20 protein-coding genes are annotated in these 21,863 nt (G+C 73.3%); 7 read left to right on the top strand and 13 right to left on the bottom strand.

Going from position 1 to position 21,863, the window contains the following annotated elements:
* From ACWENR_RS20440 to ACWENR_RS20430, 3 genes are all read left to right on the top strand, one after another.
* Positions 1-960 (top strand): glycosyltransferase family 4 protein (locus ACWENR_RS20440; RefSeq protein WP_452278566.1); only part of this gene is annotated, 960 nt, incomplete at its 5' end.
* A 240-nt stretch (positions 961-1,200) separates the two neighbouring features.
* Entirely contained in the window at positions 1,201-2,010 is an 810-nt protein-coding gene (locus ACWENR_RS20435; RefSeq protein WP_452278565.1) for a metal-dependent hydrolase, read from the top strand.
* A gap of 348 nt (positions 2,011-2,358) precedes the next feature.
* Positions 2,359-3,651: an MFS transporter gene (locus tag ACWENR_RS20430; protein WP_452278564.1), complete on the top strand. Its 1,293-nt coding sequence runs from the start codon at positions 2,359-2,361 to the stop codon at positions 3,649-3,651.
* Between the two features lie 15 nt (positions 3,652-3,666).
* Here ACWENR_RS20430 and ACWENR_RS20425 read toward each other — a convergent pair whose 3' ends face one another.
* Positions 3,667-4,551, bottom strand: coding sequence for an aminoglycoside phosphotransferase family protein (locus ACWENR_RS20425; protein WP_452278563.1), 885 nt, complete (start codon positions 4,549-4,551; stop codon positions 3,667-3,669).
* Positions 4,552-4,777: 226 nt separating this feature from the next.
* Between ACWENR_RS20425 and ACWENR_RS20420 the strand changes: the two genes are divergently transcribed.
* A complete protein-coding gene (locus ACWENR_RS20420) occupies positions 4,778-5,185 on the top strand; it encodes a hypothetical protein (RefSeq protein ID WP_452278562.1) in 408 nt (135 codons plus the stop codon).
* 55 nt (positions 5,186-5,240) lie between these two features.
* Here ACWENR_RS20420 and ACWENR_RS20415 read toward each other — a convergent pair whose 3' ends face one another.
* Together ACWENR_RS20415 and ACWENR_RS20410 are read right to left on the bottom strand one after the other, a co-directional pair.
* The gene (locus ACWENR_RS20415; protein WP_452278561.1) at positions 5,241-5,834 is read right to left on the bottom strand and encodes a nucleotidyltransferase family protein; all 594 of its coding nucleotides are present in this window, start codon (positions 5,832-5,834) and stop codon (positions 5,241-5,243) included.
* A gap of 195 nt (positions 5,835-6,029) precedes the next feature.
* Complete coding sequence (locus ACWENR_RS20410) at positions 6,030-6,842, bottom strand: NAD(P)H-binding protein (RefSeq protein WP_452278560.1); 813 nt, start codon at positions 6,840-6,842, stop codon at positions 6,030-6,032.
* A gap of 80 nt (positions 6,843-6,922) precedes the next feature.
* Between ACWENR_RS20410 and ACWENR_RS20405 the strand changes: the two genes are divergently transcribed.
* Positions 6,923-7,336 (top strand): winged helix-turn-helix transcriptional regulator, encoded by a 414-nt coding sequence (locus ACWENR_RS20405; RefSeq protein ID WP_452278559.1) that lies wholly within the window; start codon positions 6,923-6,925, stop codon positions 7,334-7,336.
* Positions 7,337-7,345: 9 nt separating this feature from the next.
* Here the strand turns inward: ACWENR_RS20405 and ACWENR_RS20400 are convergent, their stop codons facing one another.
* The 6 genes from ACWENR_RS20400 to ACWENR_RS20375 all read right to left on the bottom strand — a co-directional run bounded on the left by ACWENR_RS20400 (position 7,346) and on the right by ACWENR_RS20375 (position 14,236).
* A complete protein-coding gene (locus ACWENR_RS20400; protein ID WP_452278558.1) occupies positions 7,346-9,049 on the bottom strand; it encodes a bifunctional 3'-5' exonuclease/DNA polymerase in 1,704 nt (567 codons plus the stop codon).
* Between the two features lie 160 nt (positions 9,050-9,209).
* A complete protein-coding gene (locus ACWENR_RS20395) occupies positions 9,210-10,139 on the bottom strand; it encodes a carbohydrate ABC transporter permease (RefSeq protein WP_452278557.1) in 930 nt (309 codons plus the stop codon).
* On the bottom strand, positions 10,139-11,047 hold the full coding sequence (locus tag ACWENR_RS20390) for a carbohydrate ABC transporter permease (protein WP_452278556.1): 909 nt from the start codon (positions 11,045-11,047) through the stop codon (positions 10,139-10,141). The genes ACWENR_RS20395 and ACWENR_RS20390 overlap by 1 nt, the downstream gene beginning before the upstream one ends.
* Before the next feature lie 16 nt (positions 11,048-11,063).
* Positions 11,064-12,500: an N-acetylglucosamine/diacetylchitobiose ABC transporter substrate-binding protein gene (gene ngcE / locus ACWENR_RS20385; protein ID WP_452278555.1), complete on the bottom strand. Its 1,437-nt coding sequence runs from the start codon at positions 12,498-12,500 to the stop codon at positions 11,064-11,066.
* Between the two features lie 27 nt (positions 12,501-12,527).
* A complete protein-coding gene (locus ACWENR_RS20380; RefSeq protein WP_452278554.1) occupies positions 12,528-13,277 on the bottom strand; it encodes a sugar isomerase domain-containing protein in 750 nt (249 codons plus the stop codon).
* Entirely contained in the window at positions 13,274-14,236 is a 963-nt protein-coding gene (locus ACWENR_RS20375) for a MurR/RpiR family transcriptional regulator (RefSeq protein WP_452278553.1), read from the bottom strand. Before ACWENR_RS20375 ends, ACWENR_RS20380 begins: the two co-directional genes overlap by 4 nt.
* Before the next feature lie 190 nt (positions 14,237-14,426).
* On the opposite strand from ACWENR_RS20375, the gene ACWENR_RS20370 reads away from it, so the two are divergent.
* Positions 14,427-15,416, top strand: a complete 990-nt coding sequence (locus ACWENR_RS20370; protein ID WP_452278552.1) for an N-acetylglucosamine kinase — start codon at positions 14,427-14,429, stop codon at positions 15,414-15,416.
* A gap of 221 nt (positions 15,417-15,637) precedes the next feature.
* Here ACWENR_RS20370 and ACWENR_RS20365 read toward each other — a convergent pair whose 3' ends face one another.
* The 4 genes from ACWENR_RS20365 to ngcE (ACWENR_RS20350) form a co-directional block, all read right to left on the bottom strand.
* Positions 15,638-16,993: a HEAT repeat domain-containing protein gene (locus tag ACWENR_RS20365; RefSeq protein WP_452278551.1), complete on the bottom strand. Its 1,356-nt coding sequence runs from the start codon at positions 16,991-16,993 to the stop codon at positions 15,638-15,640.
* 155 nt (positions 16,994-17,148) lie between these two features.
* A complete protein-coding gene (locus ACWENR_RS20360; protein WP_452278550.1) occupies positions 17,149-18,057 on the bottom strand; it encodes a carbohydrate ABC transporter permease in 909 nt (302 codons plus the stop codon).
* Positions 18,054-18,962 (bottom strand): carbohydrate ABC transporter permease, encoded by a 909-nt coding sequence (locus ACWENR_RS20355; protein ID WP_452278549.1) that lies wholly within the window; start codon positions 18,960-18,962, stop codon positions 18,054-18,056. The genes ACWENR_RS20360 and ACWENR_RS20355 overlap by 4 nt, the downstream gene beginning before the upstream one ends.
* Before the next feature lie 69 nt (positions 18,963-19,031).
* Entirely contained in the window at positions 19,032-20,447 is a 1,416-nt protein-coding gene (gene ngcE, locus ACWENR_RS20350; protein ID WP_452278548.1) for an N-acetylglucosamine/diacetylchitobiose ABC transporter substrate-binding protein, read from the bottom strand.
* A 195-nt stretch (positions 20,448-20,642) separates the two neighbouring features.
* On the opposite strand from ngcE (ACWENR_RS20350), the gene ACWENR_RS20345 reads away from it, so the two are divergent.
* Positions 20,643-21,863: acyltransferase family protein (locus tag ACWENR_RS20345; protein WP_452278547.1), on the top strand; the 1,221-nt coding region annotated here is incomplete at its 3' end.

Genomic DNA, 21,863 nt, shown 5'->3' with positions numbered 1-21,863 from the left:
CACACCGCCATCACCCTGCGCGAACACCTCGACATCCCCCTCGTCACCACCATCCACGCCACCGAGGCCGGCCGACACCAGGGCTGGCTCCCCGACGAGATGAACCGCACCATCCACGGCGTCGAACACTGGCTCGCCAACGAATCCGGCCGCGTCATCGCCTGCTCCGGATACATGCGCGACCAGGTCACCACGCTGTTCGGCGTGCCGGCCGACCGGATCGACGTGGTGCCCAACGGGGTCGACGACCGGGCCTGGCGGGCACGCCCCCGAGCGGTCGCCGAGGCCCGCAACCGGTTCGCCGGCGACGGGCCCCTCGTCGGGTACGCCGGCCGGCTCGTCTACGAGAAGGGCGTGCAGCACCTCGTGCACGCCGTGCCGTACCTGCGCGAGCGGCACCCCGGCCTGCGCGTGGTGATCGCCGGCGACGGCCCCTACCGCACCGAGCTGGAGGAGGAGGCCCGCCGGCTCGCGCTCGGGCAGACCGTACGCTTCGCCGGCTTCATGGACGCCACCCAGCTTCCGGCGCTGCTCGGCGCCACCGACGCGACGGTGGTGCCCAGCCTCTACGAACCGTTCGGGATGGTGGCGCTGGAGGCGGCGGCGGCCGGCGCGCCGCTCGCGGTGGCCCGCACGGGCGGTCTGGCCGAGATCGTCGAGCCCGGCGTGACCGGCGTGACGTTCCCGCACAGCGACCCGGACGCCCTCGCCGGCGCGGTCGACCGGCTCGTCGGCGACGAGGTCTTCGCCCGGCGGGTGGCCCGGCGGGCCCGCACCATGGTCGGCCGGCGGTACGGCTGGGCCACCATCGCGGCCCGGACCGCCGCCACCTACGGGGCCACCCGCCGGGAGCACGGCCCGGCGCTGGCCCGCCGGGCCGCAACCCGGCCCGGCACGACCCGACAGAAGATCACCATCCCCGAGGGGAACCTCCTCGCGGCCGGCGGCGCCGCCTGCTGAACGGGACGACGGCCGCCCGCGACGGCGTGCCGCGCCGCCGGGCGGCACACCGTCGCCTGGCCGACAGAACGCCGCCGCCCACCCACCTACCGGCGATAATTCCTGGTGGCCCGGCGGTGCCGCGCACCCCCTCCCCGGCACCGCCCCCTGTGGACCGTCCGGGTGATGCCCCTGCGCCACGGCGGCGAACTACAGTGGCGTAGCTTTGGCGCTCAAGATCCCTGGGGAGGGCGAGCCGACATGATGGGACCGTCCCACGCGCTGTCCGGCGCGGCGGTGTGGCTGACCGGGTCCTGGGCGCTGGACCACTTCGCCAACTACCACCAGACCCCGCTGGAGCTCGCCGTCGGCACCGCCGTCTGCGCCGGTGGGGCGCTCTTCCCCGACCTCGACCTCTCCGGCAAGGTGACCCGCAACCAGGGCGGGGCGACCGTCGCCCGCACCTTCGGCGTGTTCTCGCTGTTCATCGCCGAGGTGATGGAGAAGGTCTCCCTCGGCGTCTACTACGCCACCAAGCTCAGCAAGGACCCGCGCCGCAACAACGGCCACCGGACGCTGACCCACACCATCCCGTTCACCGTGCTGGTCGGCTGGGGCACCACCGCGCTCTGCGCCGCGTACGGCAAGTGGGCGGTGATCGGCATCCTGTTCTTCATGTTCGGCCTGGCCCTGCGCGGGCTGTTCGACAAGTGGGCGGAGCGGGCCGGCTGGGTGATCGTGACCCTCGCGTCGGCCGCGGCGGCCTGGTTCACCTTCGCCAACCTGCCCGGCGGCCGGGGCTACCCGTTGATCGGCACCGCCGTCGGGGTCGGCTGCTTCGTGCACATCCTCGGCGACATGATCACCCGGGCCGGCGTGCCGATCCTCTGGCCGATCCCGATCAAGCGTCGGATGTGGACGCCGATCGGCCTGCCCAACAAGATCGCCCTGCGGGCCGGCAGCAAGACCGAGGTGGTCGTCGTCCGGGCCGTGCTGACCGCCATCTCGGTGCTCGCGGCGCTCGGGCTGGTCGCCCCGTCGGTGTTGCAGCGCTTCAACATCGACGGCTGACCCGGCCGGTGCCGCCGGGCCCGCCTCGTCGCAGGCAGGGGACGCCCCCGGTGTCGGGGCGCGGGGCTCCACCCCGGAACACGAGCTCGGCGGCGCCACGCCGGTCGGGCCGACGAGGGCACCGGCGCCCGCGGCGGGTGATCGGTCGGGGCGGCGCGGCGGTCGGCCGGTGGGTTATCGTCGGCGGGTGATCCCGGTGGAGGCCGTCGCTGCCGCGTACGCGCGGTGGATCACGCCCGCGCTGCCGCTCTACGGCAACGACCACGAGCGGGCCGACTTCGCTCCCTGAACCGCTCCCGGTTCCTCCCACCCTTTCTCCGCCCGGAAACGCACCGGGAGCGATGCCTCATGTCCGTCGGCAACCCCGGGATCCGGATGGTGCTGCGCGCACCCCAGGTCCTGCGCGTCCTCGTCAGCAGCCAGGTCGGCCGGCTGCCCACCGCCAGCGGGCCGCTGGCGCTGTTGTTGTTCGCCCGGCAGTCCCTGAGCCTGACCACCGCCGGGCTGCTCGTCGCCGCGTACACCGCCGGCATGGCGGTGGGCACGCCGCTGCTCGCCCGGGCGGTGGACCGCTGGCGGCAGCCGCCGGTGCTGTGGGGCTCGGCGGTGCTCTCCGGCCTCGGGTTCGGCGCGGTGGCGCTCAGCGGCGGGCACCTGACCGGCGCGATGGTCGGCGCGGCGGTGGCCGGGCTCGGTACGCCGCCGCTGGAGGCCTGCCTGCGCACCCTCTGGCCCGGCCTGCTCCCGGCGAGCGCCGTGCCGACGGCGTACACCCTGGACATCGCCGTGCAGGAGGTCATCTTCGTGGTGGGTCCGCTGGCCACCGTGCTGGCGGTGACCGTGGGCGGGCCGTCGGCCGGGCTGGCCGCCGCCGCGTTGGCGCAGCTCGTCGGCACCGCGGCGTACGCGACGGCGCCCGCCGTCCGGGCGTGGCGTGGGGTGCCGGCGGCGCGGCACTGGGCCGGCCCGCTGCGCGTGCCCCGGTTCACGGTCATGGTGGCCGCCGTGATCGGCGTCGGGGCGGCGGTCGGCAGCATCGCGGTGGCGGTGACCGGCTACGCGGAGGCGGCCGGCGACCGCCGGCTCAGCGGTTGGCTGCTCGCGGCCCAGGCGGCGGGCGCGCTGGCCGGCGGGCTGCTCTACACCCGGGCGCGGCCGGGCGGCCCGGGCCGGCTGCCGCTGCTGGCCGCCGGTCTCACCGTGGGATACGTGCCGCTGCTGCTCGCCCCCGGCCCGCTGCCGATGGCCGGCCTGCTGGTGGTCAGCGGGCTGGCGTTGCCGCCCGTGCTCACCGCGGTCTTCCTCGCGGCGGAGCGGCTGGCGCGGCCGGGGACGGTGGCCGAGGCGTTCGCCTGGGTGGCCACGGCGTTCGTGATCGGCAGCGCCGCCGGCTCCGCGCTCGCCGGCCCGCTGGTGTCGGCCGATCTCCGGTACGGGCTGGCCGTGGCGCCCGGCGCGGCGCTGCTCGGGGCGCTGGTGCTGTGGGGCGTCTCGGCGGGCGAGCGGGCGGGCGGAGCCCGGTACGGCGACCGGTCCCGTCGCGACCGGGCACCGGGGCGGGCAGGAATCCGACGCGGAGTGGAACGGCCGGATCAGCCGGTACGAGCGCGTCGCGGAGTTCGGCACGCACGCGGACGATGAGTTTCCGAGTCTCGGCTAGTTCAGCACCGCGCGGAAGGCGCGCTCGCCGATGCCGCGCATCAGCGGGTTGTCCGCCGAGTGCGTCAGGAAGACCAGGGACAGGGCGAGCGCCCACCCACGCGACCGCGCCCAGGTCGCGTCGTCTGCGCGGCCATACGCCTGTCGGAGAACGGCGCGCTGCTCCGCCGGGAACAGCATCCAGGCCACGGACAGGTCGGTGGCGGGATCGCCCGAGGTGAGGTCACCGAAGTCGATCACGGCGCTGATCCGGCCACGGTCGACCAGGATGTTGGCCGGGTGCAGGTCCCCGTGCAGCCACAGCGGCGGACCGTCCCACGCGGGTGCGGCGGCGGCCGCCTCCCAGACCCGCAGCGCGGCGGCGCGGTCGGCCGGATCGACGTGTGCCAGCCCGGTCAGGACTCCCTCGGCGCGCCCGGCCAGTGGAATCCCGCGGAACGGGTTGACGGGCGCCTCCGACGGGGCCGGGGCGTGCAGCGCACCCAGGAAACCGCCGAGCGCCGCCGCGGCCGACCAGAGGTGGTCGGGCTCCGACCTCGCCGCGATCCGGCCCGGGAAGAACGGCACCACACTCCATGACCACGGGTACTGCGCCGTCGGCCGCCCGACCCGCACCGGCGCCGGCACCGGCAGCGGCAGCGGCAGGCGACCGGCCAGCTCCGGCAGCCACCGCTGCTCGTGGGCGACGAGTTCGGCGGCCACGGCGCGCCGAGGCAACCGGACCAGGAGCTCCTCACCGAGCCGACACACGAGGTTGTCCCAGCCGTTGGCCAGCACCTCGACCGGCAGGCCCGCCAGATCGGGGTGCTGCTCATCGAGCAGGCGGCGCACCAGTTCGACAGAGACCGGCACCTCCGCGGCGGGCATCCGGTGAGTTGTCACAGCAGAACCCTACGACCGCGCCCCGGGCCGGTGATCGGTCACGGAGGACGAGCTGTCGATCAGGGCCGAGAACGAGCGGCCCTCCTGGCAGCAGGCGTCACCGACAACCCCGCGCACGACCCACTGCGGACATCGCCGATCGGACAGTCGTCGACCGGTGACCGGGTGTGTCGGGCGGTCTATGGTGGGAGCAGGTGAACGACCGCCTTCCCAAGAGGAGAATCGCGTGCGCCGTAGCCTGACCACCCTCGCGCTGCTCGCCCTCTCGCTGTTCGCGGTGCTGACACCGACGCCGGCGAGCGCCGCGAGCACCGTCGACGTCAAGTCCGCGACCCTGGTCGCCCGGGGCGTGGCCGTGGACGTCACCCTCACCGTGACGTGCCCGGCCGGCATGACCGGCGCCATCGAGGTCGTCGTCAGGCAGCGGTCGGGCAACAGCCTGGTGGAAGGAGGCGGCTCGGCGCCCCTCCCCTGCGCGGATCGGCCCTACGACGTGACCTCGCGGGTGGTGGCGCTGCCCGGCGACGCCCCCTTCCGACCCGGCATGGCGCTGGTCAACGTGGGCGTCGAGCTGTGCGGCCCGGAGACGTGTGAATATCCGCGGTTCGAGGACACGGTCCGCGTCACCCACTGATCCGGGCCGGCGGGCGGGGCCCGGGCCGCGCCCGCCGCGGATCGACCGGGCCGACCTAGACGCCGACGCGCTGGGGCGGGACGGTCAGCCCGTAGAGCGTCATCAGCTCCGGCGTGTCGACCCGGCTGCCGTCGGCGACCGAGTCGCACGAGATGTCGACGATCTGGTCCTTGTGCGCCAGCAGGTAGGGTCGCGCGCCGACGTCCGCGCTGGCCAGGGTGGCGATGCCGGACCAGTGCCGCCGGCCGAACAGCATCGGGTAGCCGCGCAGCCCGTCGTAGGTGGCGCAGACCAGCACGTCGGGGTAGGGCAGCGCGGTCACCCGGCGGACGGCGGCGGCGGTCAGGCCGGGCATGTCGACCGGCACCACCACGACCGCCTCGATGCCGTCGTCGTCGAGCGCGGCCAGGCCGGCGCGGATGGACGAGCCGACGCCGGTGCCCCACGCCCGGTTGATCACCACCGTGACCCGGCTCAGGTCGGCCGTCTCGCGGACCTGGTCGGCCGCCGCGCCCAGCACGACCACGATCCGCTCGCAGCCCGCCTCGGTCATCGTATCGATCATCCGGTTCACCAGGGGTTTCTCCCCCTGGTGCAGCAGGGCCTCCGGGCCACCGATGCGGCGTCCCCCGCCCGCGGCGATGATCATTCCTGCGATCCGGTTCAGCTGGGCCCCCTCCACCGTGGAGCGGGCCGTGTCGCGAGGGCACGGCCCGCTCCGTCGTACGGACATCGGGAGCAACGAGGGCGGGGCACGCCGGGTAGCGGGGCGAAAGGGGAAAATAGTGCAACTGTTACCGATCGGCAACCCCGCCGGATCGCCGCTCCCGGACTGTCCGTCCGGTCAGGACGCCCCCGTCGCGCCGGCCACGGCGACCGGCAACGGATCGCGGGGCGGACGCGCCAGCAGCCTGGCCAGGTCGCCGTCGGTCCCGGCGAGGAAGCCGCCCGCCGTGGCGGAGTAGATCGACATGAGCATCGCCGGCTGGAACGGCAGCAGGCCCGCCCCCGCCAGCGCGGCCCGCCGCGCGCCCAGCGGCTCCGGCCGGTAGGGCACCCCCAGCGCGGCGGCGAGGTCGGCCGCCGTGAGCGCCACCGGCCCGGCCAGCTCGTACGTGCGACCGTGGTGGGCAGCCGGCTCGGCGGCCACCCGCACGGCGACCTCCGCCAGGTCCCGCCGGGCCACCGCGGCCAGCCCGCCGGCGCCGAACGGGGCCGTGACCGCCCCGCCGAACGGGGCCGCCAACTGGCCGAACAACTCGGCGTAGAGGCCGTTGCGCAGGATCGTCCACCGCAGCGTGCTCTCCCGCAGGCGGCGCTCGGTCCACCGGTGCGCCAGCGCGAACGCCAGGTGGTCGCCGGCGCCGACCAGGCTCGTGTAGACCACGTGCTCCACCCCGTGCCGCTCCGCCGCGGCGATCACCCGCTGGTGGCGGGCGATGACCACGTCGTCCTCGCCGTAGCCGGCCGAGACCAGCACCAGGGTGCGTACGCCCGCCAGGTCCGGCCCCGCCGGGTCGTCGAAGTCCATCCGCCGACCGGCCCCGGCGAAGCGGTCGGGGGTACGGGTGCCGGCGAGCGGGGCGAGACCGCGCTCGACCAGCCCGGCGTGGACGAGGGAGCCCAGGTGCCCGGAGGCACCGGTGACCAGCAGCATGATCAGCCTTCCGTCTGGTACTGAGTCGGAACTAACCTCATCGTCGGGAACCACGGAACCGGGCACAAGGAGGCACTTCCATGTCAGCAGGGCACACGGCGGTAACCGAGGCGCTCGCACCCTGCGGGCTGCCCGAGCACCCGGACTGCGGGATCCGCGAGGTGCTCGACCGCATCGGCGACAAGTGGTCGGTGCTCGCGATCGTCGAGCTCTCCTCCGGGGTGCGGCGGTTCCGGGAGCTCCAGCGGGGCATCCACGGCATCTCGCAGCGGATGCTCACCCTGACGCTGCGCCGGCTGGAACGCGACGGCCTGGTGCTGCGCACCGCGTACCCGACCGTCCCGGTCACCGTGACCTACGAGCTGACCGAGCGCGGCAGGAGCCTGACGCACCTCGTGCGGCAGTTGGCCGACTGGTCGCTGGCGCACAAGGACGCGATCGCCGAATCCCGTCAGGCGTGGGACGCCGCCAACCCCGGATCCGCCGTCTCCTGACCGGGCCCGTCACGCCGCGTCGGCGTAGCAGTCCACGACGGACAGGTCCAGCGGGAAGCGGACCGGGGTGTCGCCGAAGAGCAGCGCGGCCGCCCGCTCGCCCGCGCGGGTGACCGCCCCGGCGACCGCGCCCGCCTGCTCCGCCGGGCAGTGCACGATCACCTCGTCGTGCTGGAAGAAGACCAGCTCGGCGGGGCTGCCGGCCAGCTCGGCGCGGAGCGTCGCCAGCAGCGTGGAGGCCCACTCGGCGGCGGTGGCCTGGATGACGAAGTTGCGGGTGAACCGCCCCCGGGACCGGGCCGCCCGGGCGCGCGGCGACTGTGGGTCGCCGCCGGCGTCGGGATCGGCCTCCTCGCCGTCGCCGAACCCCGCGGTGCCCGGCGGACAGGTGCGGCCCAACCAGGAACGCACCAGCCCACCCGCCTCGCCCGTGCGGGCGGCCGCCTCGACGTAGCCGAAGGCAGTCGGGTAGCTGCGGCGCAGCACCGCCAGCGCCGGCACCGCCGACCCGCCGGTCTGCCCGTACATGGCGCCGAGCAGGGCCAGCTTGGCCCGGGCCCGGTCGCCGCCGAAGGCGTCCTGGGCGAGGGCGGCGTAGAGGTCGCCGGCCCCGCCGGCCGCCGCCAGCCGGGCGTCGCCGGAGACCGCGGCGAGCACCCTCGGCTCCAACTGGCCGGCGTCGGCGACCACGAACCGCCAGCCCGGGTCGGCGACCACCGCCCGCCGGATCACCTTCGGGATCTGCAGCGCGCCGCCGCCCCGAGTGGCCCAGCGGCCGGAGACCACCCCGCCCGGGACGTACTCCGGCTGGAACCGGCCGTCGCGCACCCAGGCGTCGCGCCAGGCCCAGCCGTGCGCCGTCCAGATCCGGTAGAGCTCCTTGTATTCCAGGACCAGCGGCACCGCCGGATGGTCCACCCCGCGCAGCACCCAGGCCCGCGTGTTGGGCACGTCCACGCCCGCCCGGGCGAACGCCCGCAGCAGCTCCGCCGGGGAGTCGGCGTGCAACTGGCGTACGCCGAACGCGGCGGCGATCCGCGCGGCCAGCTCGGCCAGCCGGCGGGGCGGGCCGCCGACCGGGGACGGCTCGCCGAGCAGCTCGGCGAGGATCTCGTCGTGCACGTCGGCCCGCCAGGGCAGCCCGGCCGCGCCCATCTCCACCGCGACGAGCGCGCCGGCCGACTCGGCGGCGACCAGCAGCCGGAACCGGCCGGGGTGCTCCGTCGCGGCGATGCGGGCGAGCTGGTCGGCGTAGACCCGGATCAGGGCCTCGATGCCGGGCCCCGGCGGGCCGGGCAGGGCGTCGAAGAGCGCCCCCTGCCCGTGGCCGGGCGGCGCGGCCGGGCGCGGCGGCGGGTCGGCCGGCACCGGCGCGCCGGTGAGGCGGGCCCAGGCCGCGGCGAACGCGCGGGGCTCGCCCCAGCGGCCGGCGTGCCCCAGCAGCAGGGCCTCGGTCAGCTCCACGTCGTGGCAGCGCTCCACCCGCACCCCGGCGCGCAGCAGCGGCGGGTAGGTCGTCGCGCCGGACGCCCAGACCCACCGCGGCCGGTCGGCGGCCTCCCGGGCGGCGACGGCGGCGGCCAGGTCGGCGACCGGCTCGGCGGGCCCGGCGGGCAGCCCGTCGGGCCGCAGCGGGCACAGCACTCCCCCGCCCCCGTCGTCGCCCACCACCGCCACCAGCACGGACGTGATTCTGCCTCGCCCCTGTGACACCCGACGTGAGCGGTCGCCGAAGGCACCGCCGCGCCCCGGCCCGGTCGCCGGCCGTCACCCGGCCGCAGGCCGCCGGGACAGGATCAGCACCACGGGCGGGCTCGACCGGTTCCCCGCCAGGACTGGCCGGGCGGCCCCGTACGGCCGCCCGGCCGGCCGGTCACTTCACCGCGCCCGAGGTGAGGCCGGACTGGATCTGGCGCTGGAAGATCGCGTACACGACGATCATCGGAAGGATCGCGATGGTCAGGGCGGCGAACAGCCCCGACCAGTCGGCCTCGTAGCCGGCGTTGACGGAGATGTCCGCGATGCCCTGGGTGAGCACCCACTTCTCCTTGGCGTTGGAGAGCAGCACGAGCGGAAGCTGGTACTGCCCCCACTGGCCGATGATGTTGAAGATCCCGACGCTGATCAGGCCGGGCTTCGCCATCGGCAGCATCACCCGGAAGAACAGCCGGGTGTGCGAGCAGCCGTCGATCATCCCCGCCTCGGCCACCGAGGACGGCAGCGTCTTGAAGAACGCGGCCAGGAAGAAGACCGTGAACGGCAGCGAGTAGGCGATGTAGACCAGGACGACGCCGGTGTGGGTGTCCAGCAGCCCCAGGTTCTTCACCACGAAGAAGAGCGGCACGAGGGCGAGGAACACCGGGAACGCGAGCCCCGAGACGAACAGGTAGTAGATCGCCCGGTTGCCCCAGAACTTGTAGCGGGCCAGCACGTACGCGGCCATCGAGCCGAGGAGCATCGTGCCGAAGGTGCTGAACGCCACCACGATCACGCTGTTGATGAAGTAGCGCCCGACGTTCGCCTTGTTCCAGGCCCGGGCGTAGTTCTCGAAGCGCAGCTCGGCCGGCAGGGTCCACGGACTGCTGAAGATCTCCGTGGTGTTCTTGAAGGAGGCGAGGAAGGTCCAGAGGATCGGCACGATCACGATGACCGCCCACACCGCGAGCGCCACGTGCCCGAGGTTGGCGAAGAGGCGTACCTCCGAGCGCCGGCCCCTGCCCCGGCGTCCGCCCGCGGCACCCGGCTTCAGGTTCTTCGGCGGTAGCGCCGCCGGTGTCGGCGGCAGCGTCGTCTGCGGGTTCATCAGTACTCCACGCTTTCCCGCTTGGTCAGCCGCAGCGTCAGCGCCGCGAACGTGAGGGTGAGGAAGAACAGCGCCACGCCCATGGCGGAGGCGTAGCCGTACTTCGAGTAGACGAAGGCGTTGCGGTAGATCTCCATGGCCAGGACGGTGGTGGCGCCGTCCGGGCCGCCGCCGTCCACCGAGAGCACCGAGACGATGGCGAACGCGTCGAAGGCGGCGATGCCCAGGTAGACCCAGGCCACCTGGAGGGTGTCCCAGAGCAGCGGCAGGGTGACCCGGAAGAAGAGCGTCACCCGGCTCGCCCCGTCGATCTCGGCGGCCTCGTAGATCTCGCCCGGGATGGAGGCCATGCCCGCCGAGAAGAGCACCACGTAGAACCCGACCGCCTGCCAGACCAGCACCGCGATGATCGACCAGAGCGCCAGGTTCGGCCGGACCAGGAAGAGCACCGGGTCGAAGCCGAGCTTCATCAGCACGCCGTTGATCAGGCCGGACTCGTTGGGCCGGTAGACCGTCTGGAACAGCACCGCGATGATGGCCACCGCCAGGACCTGGGGGAAGAAGAACACCACCCGGTAGAACTTCGACCCCCAGACCCCCTGGCGCTGTCCACCGCTGCTCTTTCCGCCCACGTTGAGCAGGAAGGAGAAGAACAGCGCGATGGCGATGGTGATCAGCGGCAGGGCAAGCAGCAGTACGCCGTGGTGCTGGACCGCCTTCCAGAAGCTGTCGTCGTCGAACAACCTCCGGTAGTTGTCGAAGCCCACCCACTGCGGGGCCGACAGCCCCCGCCAGTTGGTCATCGAGATCTGGAACGCCTGCGCGTACGGCGCGATGACGAAGACCACGTACAGCGTGACCGGGACGAAGAGGAACCCGATCACGAACGGATACTTGCCGTGCCGCATGACCCCCACGCCCCGATCAGCGCTTGAACTTGGTGATGGAGCTGTCCTTCTTGATCGCGTCGGCGCGCTTCTGGATCCGCTCCACGAAGGCGTCCGCCTTGATCCGGCCGAACATCAGCTCGTTGGTGGCGGTACGCGCCTCCGTGTCGAGCTCCTTGTACCAGCCGTCGAAGTACAGGTTGAACACGTCCTGCCCGGCGGCCTTGAGGGCGCCCTGCGAGCTGGCCACGCCGGGCGGGAAGGCGTAGCCCTCCGAGCCGGCGGTGACCACCGTCGGGGCCTTGACGACCTCGGTGAAGCCCTTCGCGCCGGCCACCGACAGCATCTGGCGCATGTACTCCAGGCCGCCCCGGGGGTTCTTGCTCTTGGCCGAGACGAAGTAGCCCTCACCGGCCGTCGCGCGCAGCGCCGTCCCCGGCAGCTTGTCGGAGGCGGACAGGCTCGGCACGGGCATCATCTGGTATTCGAAGCCGGGCGGCGTGTCCTTCTTCTGCTCGCCCTCCAGCCAGTCGCCGCTGGGGTAGAGCGCCAGCTTGTACTGGTTCTGCCGCAGCTGCACGTCGGTGTGCTTGAGCCCCTCGAAGCTCTTGTCGACGTACTTGGCACCGATCTCGGCCCACGCCTCGGCGGCCTGCTTGACCGCGTCCTGCTTCCAGGCGCCGTCCTCCAGGTTGTCGATGTTCTTGATGACGTCCGTGCCGCCGATCTTCGCGGCGTGGGTGAGGATCACGTTCCACTGGTAGTAGGCCGCGTTCGCGCCCGCGTAGCCGTACGGCGTGATGCCCTTGGCCTTGATCTTGTCGAGCAGCGCGGTGAACTCGGACCAGTCCTTCGCCGGCGCCCAGCCGTTGTCCTTGAACAGCTTGCCGGAGTACCAGATGCCGAAGACGGTGGAGACGTAGTAGAGGACGTACGGCTTGCCGTTGAACGACCCGGCCTCGACGGTGCCCGGCACCACGGTGTCGCGGACCTTCTTGTTCGGGTCGTCGACCGACGGGGCGTCCCACAGCTCGGTGAGGTCCTGGAGCTGGCCGTCGGCCACCAGGGCGCCGAAGTCCATCAGCTTCTCGCCGGAGTTGTTGACGAACTCCGGCGGGTTGCCCGAGGCGAACCGCGGCTGGAGCACGGTGGAGACGGCCTGGGTGGACTGGTGCTTGACCTCGGCCTTCGGGAAGGCCTTCTTGTACAGCGGCTGGTGCACGTCGGTGGCGTACTTCTCGCCGTAACCGCCGTTGAAGATGATCACCTCGACCGGCGCGTCCTCGGGGACGCCGAGCGGGTTGGTGGCGCTCTTGGTGCCGCCCGCGACCTGCTCGTTCTTCTCGTCGCCGCCGCTGGTCGCGCAGGCGCCCAGCAGGCCGACGGCGGGCGTGGCGAGCAGGCCCACGGCGGCAGCCCGGCGCAGCACCGTCCGGCGGCTCAGGTCCGCCGGGTTCTCGGGGGTAATCGACATCGTCGTCTCTCCTTGGTGGTGTTGGGGTCAGGCGGTCCGCCGGAGACGCCCGGCGTACCGCGACTCGAGGGCGTGGTTGTGCTCGTCCCCGCCGGGGACGTTGGCGGAGAGGTAGACGGGGGCTACCTTCCCGGCCTGGTGGAACCGTCGTACGACCTCTGCGGTCAGCAACTGCGCCAGCAGCGCGGAGGTGACCGACGAGACCGCACAGACCGCGCCGCCGCCCTCGAGCGGCAGCAGTGCGTCGCCGTACGGCGCGCCGTTGTCCAGCACGACGTCGGCGAGATCGGCGAGCCGCCTGCCGGACGGGTGCCGTGGGGCGACCCGTGCGGTGTGCTCGACCGAGGTGACCGCGATCAGCGGGTGACCGCGTTCGGTGACCAGCGCCGCCAGCTCGACCACCGAGCCGTTGATGCCGGACTGGGAGGCCACCACGAACACGTCCTGCGGCTGCGGGGTGGCCAGCGCGTAGATCTGGTGGGCGATGGCGGGATCGCGCTCCAGCTTCGGGTCGGCGAGCACGTCGCGCGGGGCGCCGCCGTGCAGCACCAGGTCGTGGATGGAGAGCCGGTTGGTGGGCACCAGTCCGCCGGCCCGGGCGACCAGTTCCGCGGCGAACGCCTCGGAGTGGCCGGCGCCGAACGCCTGGAGCACGCCGCCGGCGCCCAGGCTGGCGGCGATCAGGTCGGCGGCGGCGGCGATGCCGTCGGCGCTGGTGTCGACCAGCCGGTCGAGCACCGGGCGGACCGCCTCGGCGTACCGCTGGGCGCTGATCATGCGGTGGCCCCCTTCGCGGCCTTGTGCCCGTCGACGGCCTGGGCGGTGCGGCAGAAGGCCGCGTGGGCGCGGTCGTGGGTGCGCTGGGCGACGGCGATGTAGAGCAGGTCGAGCACGACCAGCTGCGGGTGCCGGGCCGACAGCGCGTCGGGGCGGAACGTGGTGGCCTGGCTGGCGGTGAGCAGCACGATGTCGGCAAGCTCGGCCAGCGGCGAGCGCGGGAAGCCGGTCAGCGCGACGGTGGTCGCCCCCCGGCTGCCCGCCTCGGCGAGCATCTCGATGGTCTCCCGGGTCTGGCCGGTGTGCGAGATGCCGAGCGCGACGTCGCCCTGGCGCAGCAGGGCCGCGCTGGCCAACCCCTCGTGCACGTCGTTCCAGGCCCAGACCGCGACCCCGATCCGGTGCAGGCTGAACTGCATCTCCTCGCCCACCAGGGCGCTGCCGCTGGCGCCGAAGATGTTCACCCGCGACGCGCCGGCGATGGCGACGGCGGCGCGTTCGACCTCGGCGAGGTCGAGCAGCGCGGCGGTGTCGTGCATGGCCCGGGTGTCGGCGGCCATGATCTGGTCGAGCACCCGGGACAGGGGGTCGCTCGGCTGGATCTCGCGGCCGATGTCGACGGTCCAGCCCGCCGAGCGGGCCCGACCGGTCTCGGCGGCGATGCCCAGCCGCAGGTCGGCATAGCCCTCGAAGCCCATGGCGCGGCAGAACCGGGTGATCGTGGCCGGGGACGTCCCGCTGCGCTCGGCCAGCTCCACGATCGTGGCCCGGGCCGCCGCCTCCGGGTCACTGAGCACGTGCTCGGCGACCCGGCGCAGCGCCCCCGTCAGCTCCCCCGCGCCGGCCCGGACCCGCGCCAGCACACCGCCGGAGGCAACCCCGAACGCGCCCCGTCGGTCGACCGCGCCGGCGTCGACCACCGCGGTCCCCGCGGGGGTGTCAACCTCGTGATCAACCATGGGACACCTTTCGGAAAGAGTGTTTACTGTTACTGGTAAAAGTTCTTACTGAAAGCCCTCCGTGTCAACGGCCGTGGGCGAAGTTTTCAAACTGTTACCTGGCGCACAGCCAGCGGCGGGTCCCGACCCTTGCCCCACGCCGCCGGGCCGACCAGCATGAACGCGACGTCGATCAAGGAGGTGGGTGCCGATGTCCGACACCGTCGTGCTCGGCCTCGACGTCGGGGGTACGTCCACCCGCGCGACCGCGCTGAGCCTGGACGGGCGACGCCTCGGCGCCGGACGGGCCGGGGGCGGCAACCCCACCAGCCACGGCGCCGAGCGGGCCGCCGCGGAACTCCTGACCGCCCTGCGGCAGGCGCTCGCCGACGTCGACCCGACCCGGGTCCGGGCCGGCACCATCGGGCTCGCCGGGGCGGGCCGGCTGCTCGCCGACCCCGCCGGCCGGGACGCCTTCGACCGGGCCTGGCGCGACGCCGGCCTGCGCTGCCCGTACGCCGTGCACGGCGACGCCCTGGTCGCCTACGCCTCGGGCACCGCGAGCCCGGACGGCACGGTGGTCATCGCCGGCACCGGCGCGATCGCCGCCGGCGTCCGCGAACTGCGGCTGGACCGGGTGGCCGACGGTCACGGCTGGCTGCTCGGCGACGCCGGCTCGGGCTTCTGGCTGGGCCGGGAGGCGGTCCGCCGCCTGCTGGCCGACCTCGACCGGGGACACGCGCCGGGTCGGCTGGCGACCGGGGTGCTCACCGAGCTGCTCGGCTCCGCCGACGTGGCGGCCCGCCCCCGGGACACCGTCGACGCCGTGGTCCAGGCGGTGACCCGGCGGCCCCCCGTGGACCTGGCCCGGCTCGCGCCCCTGGTGGTCGCCGCCGCCGTCGACGGGGAGCCCGTCGCCCACGGGCTGATCGACGAGGCCGCCGCGCACCTCGCGGAGAGCACCGCACGGATCCGCCCGGCGGGCGACGCGTCCCCGATCGTGCTCGGCGGCGGGCTGCTGACCGGCGACACCCCGCTGGCCGCGGCGGTGCGGGCCGAGGTAGCCCGGCGGTGGCCGGACGCGCCGCTGCGCTCGGCCGGCGACGGCGCGGCCGCGGCGGCCTGGCTCGCCGCCCGCGACCTGCCCGAGGTGACCGATCCGGTCGCGCTGCACGCCCTGCTGGTCCCCGCGACAGCCTGACCCTCGCCGCCGACACGGTCGCAGTCGTGGGCTGCCGAGGCGGCGGGAGGCCGGGACGAACGATGTCGGGCCGCCGCCTCCGGCGGGATCGTCGACGGGGGCCGGGACGAGGGCGGGCGCTGTGGAGCCGGGTCGTTGACGACATCGCGCCCGCCGGAACAGCAGCCCCGACGGCCGGGACGAGCGCCCCGCCACGCGTACCCGCCCTGCGCGGGCCAGGGTCAGACGGGTAGGGCGCCGGGGGCGACGCCGTGCCTGCGTCCCTCCTTGGTCAGCGCCAGCAGGCCGTGCCCGCGCACGTCGGTGTTCGGGCCGAGCCCCGCCGGATCCACCGACATGGCGGCCGCGACGGTCAGCGCATCGCAGGTGTCCGGCACGCCGTACCGGCGGGCGATCTCCGCCCAGCGCACGTCCGCGTCCGGCGCGGCGTGGTCCCACGACGCCCAGGCCTCGTCCGGAATGTCGGGCTCCTCGTGCGGCAGCAGCAGGCCCTCCTCCACCGGCAGTCGGGGGCCGACGCCACGCCTCGGCTTGTCGTCGTCGTACTGCCGCAATATCTCGCCGCCGACGCAGACCAGCCAGGCGGAGCCGGCGCCGCGGGCGTCGAACCAGTACGACTGGGCCGCGCCGAACCGCTCGCTCAGCGCCCGGCAGGCCGCGGCCTCTCGTTTCGGGCCACCACGGAAGGCGTACCAGGGGCCGAGGACGAGGGTCCAGCCGTTCAGCTCGGGGGTGACGAAGACGCGGCTGCGGGCGTGCCGCTCATCGGCGCGGTGGCTGTCGTGTGCGAACGCGGCGTAGCCCAGTCGCAGGGTGGCCGGACGCGGATCGGAGAGCTCCAGCGCCGCCAGGACGGCGGCCTGGTCGCCGGTGGGCAGCGCCAGCCACGACCCGCACGGGACGTGACCGGCCACCGAGCCGGGGCGCTCGGTGAGCAGCTTGATCCGGACGAGCCGCTCCACGGCGGCCCGGTCCGGCGCGCTGAACGCCGGCTCGCCGGCCAGCTCGGCGATGGCTCGCAGCGCGCCCGCACGCAGCCGGCCGGGGCCGTGCCGCCGGATTCCGTGCAGCGCCGGCAGGGCGTCGGCGCCGATGGCGGAGAGCGCCCAGACGGCGCGCTGCCGGACATCGGGATCCGGATCGGCGAGCAGCGGCAGCAGCGCCGGGACCGCGGGGACGGCGGCCGCGCCCCGGTACTGGATGCCCAGGGCGGCGTCCTGCCGGACGTGCGGGCTCGGGTGGGACAGCGCCGCCGCGTACGCGTCCAGCAGTTCCACCCCGAACCCCTGGAACGCCCAACCGCACCGCCGCCGGACCTCCACGGTGCTCGCGGCGGCGATGGCCGCGACCAGCGGCTCGAACGCGGGCGCGCCGATCTCCCTGAGCACCGAGCCCGCCGCGTGCGCCCAGTCCACCGGCGACTCCTCGTCGAGCAGCCCCGCGACCAACGGGCCGACCGCCTCGGCCCCGGCCGCGACCAGCGCCCGGTGTGCCTCGCGTCGGCGTTCGTGCTCGGGGTCGACCAGCGCCCGGACTGCCGCCGCGACGCCACCGGGAACCGAGTTCGTGATCGGCATCGCCGCATCCTAGTTCGGGCCCGGCCGCGCGCCGGAGGTCGTGCGCGGCCGGGGGCATCGGGGCAGTCGGCCGTCGGGGCTCGACGGCGAGGCGACGGGCGCCGCCGACCGGCCGGCCCTGCCGATGTGCGGAACCGGACGGCGGCGGAAGAGCCCTACTTGAGCTGGCCGGCGGTCAGGCCCGACTGGATCTGCCTCTGGAAGAGGATGTACACGACCAGCACCGGCAGTGTGGCGATGGTCAGGCCCGCGAAGAGACCGCTGTAGTCACCCTGGTAACCCTGGCTGACCGCCAGCGCGGCAAGCCCCTGCGCAAGCACCCACTTGGAGTCGTCGCCCTGCATCAGCACCTGGGGCAGGATGAACTGGTTCCAGTGGCTGAGGAAGTTGAAGATCGCGATGCTGATCAGCCCCGGTCGCGCCATCGGCAGCATCACCCGGAAGAAGAGCCGGAAGTGACCGCACCCGTCCATGAGCGCCGCCTCCGCGACCGCCGTCGGCAGGGTCCGGAAGAAGGCGGTGAGGAAGAAGACGGTGAACGGCAGCGAGTAGGCCGCGTACACCAGCACCAGCCCGGTCCAGGTGCCGAAGAGACCGGCGTTGCGCACCACGAAGAACAGCGGCACGAGGGCCAGGAAGACGGGGAACATCATCCCGCCGACGAACAGGTAGTAGAGGAACTGCCGGCCCCAGAACTCGTATCGGGCGAAGACGTACGCCGCCGTGGCGCCCATCAGCATGGTCAGGGTGAGCGATCCGGCCACCACGATCGCGCTGTTCAGGAAGTACTGGCCGATGTGCGCCTCGGTCCAGGCCCGCGCCCAGTTCTCGAACCGCAGCGCGCCCGGCAGCCCCCACGGGTCCGACAGGATCTCCCCGTCGTCCTTGAACGAGCTGAGGAACATCCAGAGCAGCGGTAGCGCGGTCACCGCGCCCCAGAGCAGCAGGAACCAGTGCGAGAAGATGTTGGCGACGCCGAGATCGCGGCGAAGCTTGCGGTCCTGCGGCGCCGGCCGGTCCGCCACGGCCGTGCCGTCGGGCGCGGTCCTGTCGAGGGTTGTCACGAGTACTCGATCCGATCACGCCGGGCGGCCCGCAGCGCCAGCACCGCCACCGAGAGGGTCAGGAACAACAGCACCACGCCGATCGCCGAGGCATAGCCGAACTTGCTCTCGCTACCGAACGCGGTTTCGTACATCCGCAGGCCGATGACGTCGGAGGAGAAGTTGGGGCCGCCGTTGGTCATCTGCTGGATCAGGATGAACCCGTCCAGGGCCGCGATCGCGAGGTAGATCCAGGCGACCTGCACGGTGTCCCAGAGCAGCGGTATGGTGATCTTGCGCAGGGTGGTCCACCGCGACGCCCCGTCGAGCATCACCGCCTCGTAGATGTCGCGCGGAATCGCCGACATCGCCGCGCCGAAGAGCACCACGTAGAAGCCGACGTTGCTCCAGATCATCACCGCCATCGCGCACCAGAAGGCGAACCGGGGATCACCCAGCCAGGCCGGCGTGGGTAGGCCGACGGCGGCGAGGGCACCGTTGAGCAGGCCGCTGTTGGGGTGGTAGACCTCTTTCCACAGCAGGGCGATGATGACCACGGAGAGCACCTGCGGGAAGAAGTAGACCATCCGGTACACGGACGTGCCGCGTACGCCGGTCACCCCCGCCCGGCCCTTGCGACCGCCCATGCTGAGCATCGTGGCGAAGAAGAGGCCGAGCACGATGGTCACCACCGGCACCACCAGGAGCAGCCACGCGTTGTTCTTGAGGGCGCTCCACACCCGTTCGTCGTCCAGCAGCCTCTTGAAGTTGTCCAGGCCGACGGAGTTGGCCTCGGGCGAGTAGCCGAGCCAGTCGGTGGTCGAGATCTGGAAGGCCTGCAGGTACGGCGAGAGCACGAAGATGCCGTAGAGCAGCAGCGGCGGCACCAGGAACGTGATGATCAGCGGGTACTTGCCATGTTTCACGAGAAAGGCCCTACTCCCACAGCCGTGGGCCGGTGGGGACGGTGCGGACCCGTCCCCACCGGCCGGATGTCACGCGGCCCGCTTGTACTTCTTGATCGAGCTGTCCTGGGCGATCGAGTCGGCGCCCTTCTGGCACAACTCGAGGAACTCGGCCGGGCCGATCCGACCGCTGAAGAACTCGCCGCACGCGGCGTCGACGAGCTCGCGCTCCAGCTTCCGGTAGAAGTTGTTGTAGACCCAGTTGAAGCCGTTGCTGCCGGAGGCGTCCAGCGCCTTGCTCACGGTGCTGAGGCCGTACGGCAGCTCGATGCCCTCGGTCGCCCCGGCCACCACGGTCAGGCTGGCGACCTTCCGGGTGAAGTCCTGGGCGCCCTTCTTCGACAGCATGACCCGGAAGTACTCCAGGCCACCGGCGAGGTTCTTCGCCTTGGCCGGGACCATGAACGGCTCACCGGCGGTGCCGCGAATCGCCTCGAACGGCAGCTTGTCGCCGCTGCCCAGGCTGGGCGTCGGCTGGATCGTCATGTTGAAGCCCTCGGGGGTGACCTTCTTCTGCTCGCTCTCCAGCCAGGAGCCGCAGGAGATGAAGGCGGCCTTGCCCTGGCACCACGCGGTCTGCGACTGCACGTGGTCGAGGCCCGGCGAGCCGGCGAGGATGTAGCCGTCCTTGACGATCTGGTGCCACGCGTCCGCCGCGGCCTTCATCGCGTCGGACTTCCACGCGTTGGGCTCCAGGTTGTCGATCGCGGTGGCGACGGACGGCCCACCGAACTTGATCGCGGTGGCGATCAGCGGCCAGCTCATGTAGCGGGGGTGCTTGCCCGCGTACGTCCACGGCGCGATGCCGGCCGCCTTGATCTGCTTGCACAGCGCGATGTGCTCGTCCCAGGTCTTGGCGTACTGCCAGCCCCGGTCGGCGAAGAGCTTCGTGGAGTGCCAGATGCCGTAGGCGGTGTAGGTGTAGTTCATCACCATGAACTTGCCGTCGTACGAGCCGACCTCGACGGCGCCCGGCAGCAGCGTGTCCTTGACCGTCTTGCCGGGGACGTCGAGGCTCGGGGCGGCGAGCAGCTCGCCCAGGTCGGCGATGGCGTTCTGGGAGACCAGGCTGTTGAAGTCGATCTGGTCCTTGCCGGAGTTGTTGACCACGTCCGGCGGGGTGCCGTCGACGAAGCGCGGCTGGAGGGTCTTGCCGATCTCCTGCGTCGCCGAGTGGTTGATCTTCGCCTTCGGGTACTTCTCGGTGTACATGGCCTCGTGGGCCTTGGCGTACTCCTCGCCGAAGCCGCCGTTGAAGATCACCACCTCGAGGGGCGCGTCCTCCTTGACCCCGAGCGGGTTCTGCTCGCTCTTGGTGCCCTTGTAGGTGCCGGCGTCGCCCTTGTCGTCGCCACCACCGGTGGCGCAGCCGGCGAGCAGGCCGGCGGCAGGGGTGGCCAGCAGGCCGGCGGCGGCGCTGCGCCGCAGGATGTCACGCCTGTTCATGGTCTCTCCTCGGATCAGGTCCGGGCGGCCGCCGGATGGGGGAAGGCGGCCGCCGCACGAGGCACAGGGGGAAGTTGTCTTCAGTTTGTTTGATGTTGCTGAAGAATTTCTACGGCAGGAACCGGCGGACTTCAAGACCGCAGACCGAACCGTTATCACCCCCGGCCAGTTCGCGCCTGACATACCCTCGGGGCCATGCGCCGTCTGCGGCAACTCGCCGCACGCACGCCGGCTGGTCGGGAGCGCTACGTCGACCTGCTCCGGGCGCTCGCGATCGTGATGGTCGTTCTCGGCCACTGGGCGGTCGCCACCATCGGTGAGGACCCTACCGGCCGGCCGACGGCCCGTTCGGCCCTGCCCGACCTGCCCTGGGCGTACCCGCTGACCTGGGTGGCCCAGGTGATGCCCGTCTTCTTCCTGGTCGGGGGCTATGCCAACGCCGCCTCGCTGGCCGCGCGCCGGGCCGCGGGCGGCGACGCCGTCTCCTGGCTGCTGGACCGGGGCGCGCGGCTGCTGCGCCCCACGACCGCCCTGCTCCTGGTCGTCGCCGCCGGGGCCGGGGTCGCGTCGCTGGCCGGGGTCGCGGCGACGATGGTGCGTACGGTCGGCTGGTTCGCCACCATCCCGCTGTGGTTCCTGGCCGCCTACCTGGTGGTGGTGCCGCTGACCCCGGCGATGTACGCCCTGCACCGGCGCTTCGGCCTGCTCGTCCCGCTGGCGCTGGCCGCGCTGGTCGCGGCGGGCGACCTGGGGCGCGCGCTCGGGCCGGCCGAGCTGGCGCTGCCGAACTACGTCTTCGGCTGGCTGGCCGTCCACCAGCTCGGCTTCGCGTGGCGTGACGCCCGCGCCGCACCGCCCGACGACCGGCCGTCGGCCCGCCGGGACGGGCTCGCGCGGCGGGGTGTCCGCGCCACGCGGCTGCCGCTGTCCCGGCGGGCCGGCGCGACGGCGCTGCTGGGCGGCCTCGCCGCGACGGTGCTGCTGACCGCCGGGCCGTACCCGGTCAGCATGCTCAACGTCCCGGGCGAACGGCTGGACAACGCCGCGCCGCCCAGCCTGGCGCTGCTGACCCTGACCACCGCCCAGCTCGGGCTGATCCTGCTGCTACGCGACCCGGCGGAGCGCTGGCTGCGCCGCTCCCGCCCCTGGCAGGCGGTGATCGCGGTGAACGCCGTCGTGCTCACCGTCTTCCTCTGGCACCTGACCGCGGCGATCCTGCTGGTCGGCGCGCTGGACGCGGCGGGCCGGCTGCCCACACCGCCGGCGGGCTCGGCCGCCTGGCTGGCCTGGCGGGTGCCCTGGGTGCTGATGCTGACCGTGGTGCTGGCCGCCCTGGTGGCCGTCTTCGGCCCCGTGGAGGCCCGCACCGGCCCGACCAGCCGCGCCCGCACCGGCCCGACCGGCGGCGCCCGCAGC

It is taken from the genome of Micromonospora sp. NPDC004336 (assembly GCF_053602615.1).
The sequence above is the reverse complement of the archived record's forward strand: the minus strand, read 5'-3'. Positions and strand labels throughout refer to the sequence as shown.

Bases quoted from the DNA above. Each gene is read 5' to 3' on its own strand.
- ACWENR_RS20415 (WP_452278561.1), bottom strand. From the start codon at position 5,834: ATGATCATCGCCGCGGGCGGGGGACGCCGCATCGGTGGCCCGGAGGCC.
- ACWENR_RS20390 (WP_452278556.1), bottom strand. From the start codon at position 11,047: ATGCGGCACGGCAAGTATCCGTTCGTGATCGGGTTCCTCTTCGTCCCG.
- ngcE (WP_452278548.1), bottom strand. From the start codon at position 20,447: ATGAACAGGCGTGACATCCTGCGGCGCAGCGCCGCCGCCGGCCTGCTG.
- ACWENR_RS20380 (WP_452278554.1), bottom strand. From the start codon at position 13,277: ATGATCAGCGCCCAGCGGTACGCCGAGGCGGTCCGCCCGGTGCTCGAC.
- ACWENR_RS20405 (WP_452278559.1), top strand. From the start codon at position 6,923: ATGTCAGCAGGGCACACGGCGGTAACCGAGGCGCTCGCACCCTGCGGG.
- ACWENR_RS20395 (WP_452278557.1), bottom strand. From the start codon at position 10,139: ATGAACCCGCAGACGACGCTGCCGCCGACACCGGCGGCGCTACCGCCG.
- ACWENR_RS20430 (WP_452278564.1), top strand. From the start codon at position 2,359: ATGTCCGTCGGCAACCCCGGGATCCGGATGGTGCTGCGCGCACCCCAG.
- ngcE (WP_452278555.1), bottom strand. From the start codon at position 12,500: ATGTCGATTACCCCCGAGAACCCGGCGGACCTGAGCCGCCGGACGGTG.
- ACWENR_RS20435 (WP_452278565.1), top strand. From the start codon at position 1,201: ATGATGGGACCGTCCCACGCGCTGTCCGGCGCGGCGGTGTGGCTGACC.
- ACWENR_RS20410 (WP_452278560.1), bottom strand. From the start codon at position 6,842: ATGCTGCTGGTCACCGGTGCCTCCGGGCACCTGGGCTCCCTCGTCCAC.
- ACWENR_RS20370 (WP_452278552.1), top strand. From the start codon at position 14,427: ATGTCCGACACCGTCGTGCTCGGCCTCGACGTCGGGGGTACGTCCACC.
- ACWENR_RS20365 (WP_452278551.1), bottom strand. From the start codon at position 16,993: ATGCCGATCACGAACTCGGTTCCCGGTGGCGTCGCGGCGGCAGTCCGG.
- ACWENR_RS20375 (WP_452278553.1), bottom strand. From the start codon at position 14,236: ATGGTTGATCACGAGGTTGACACCCCCGCGGGGACCGCGGTGGTCGAC.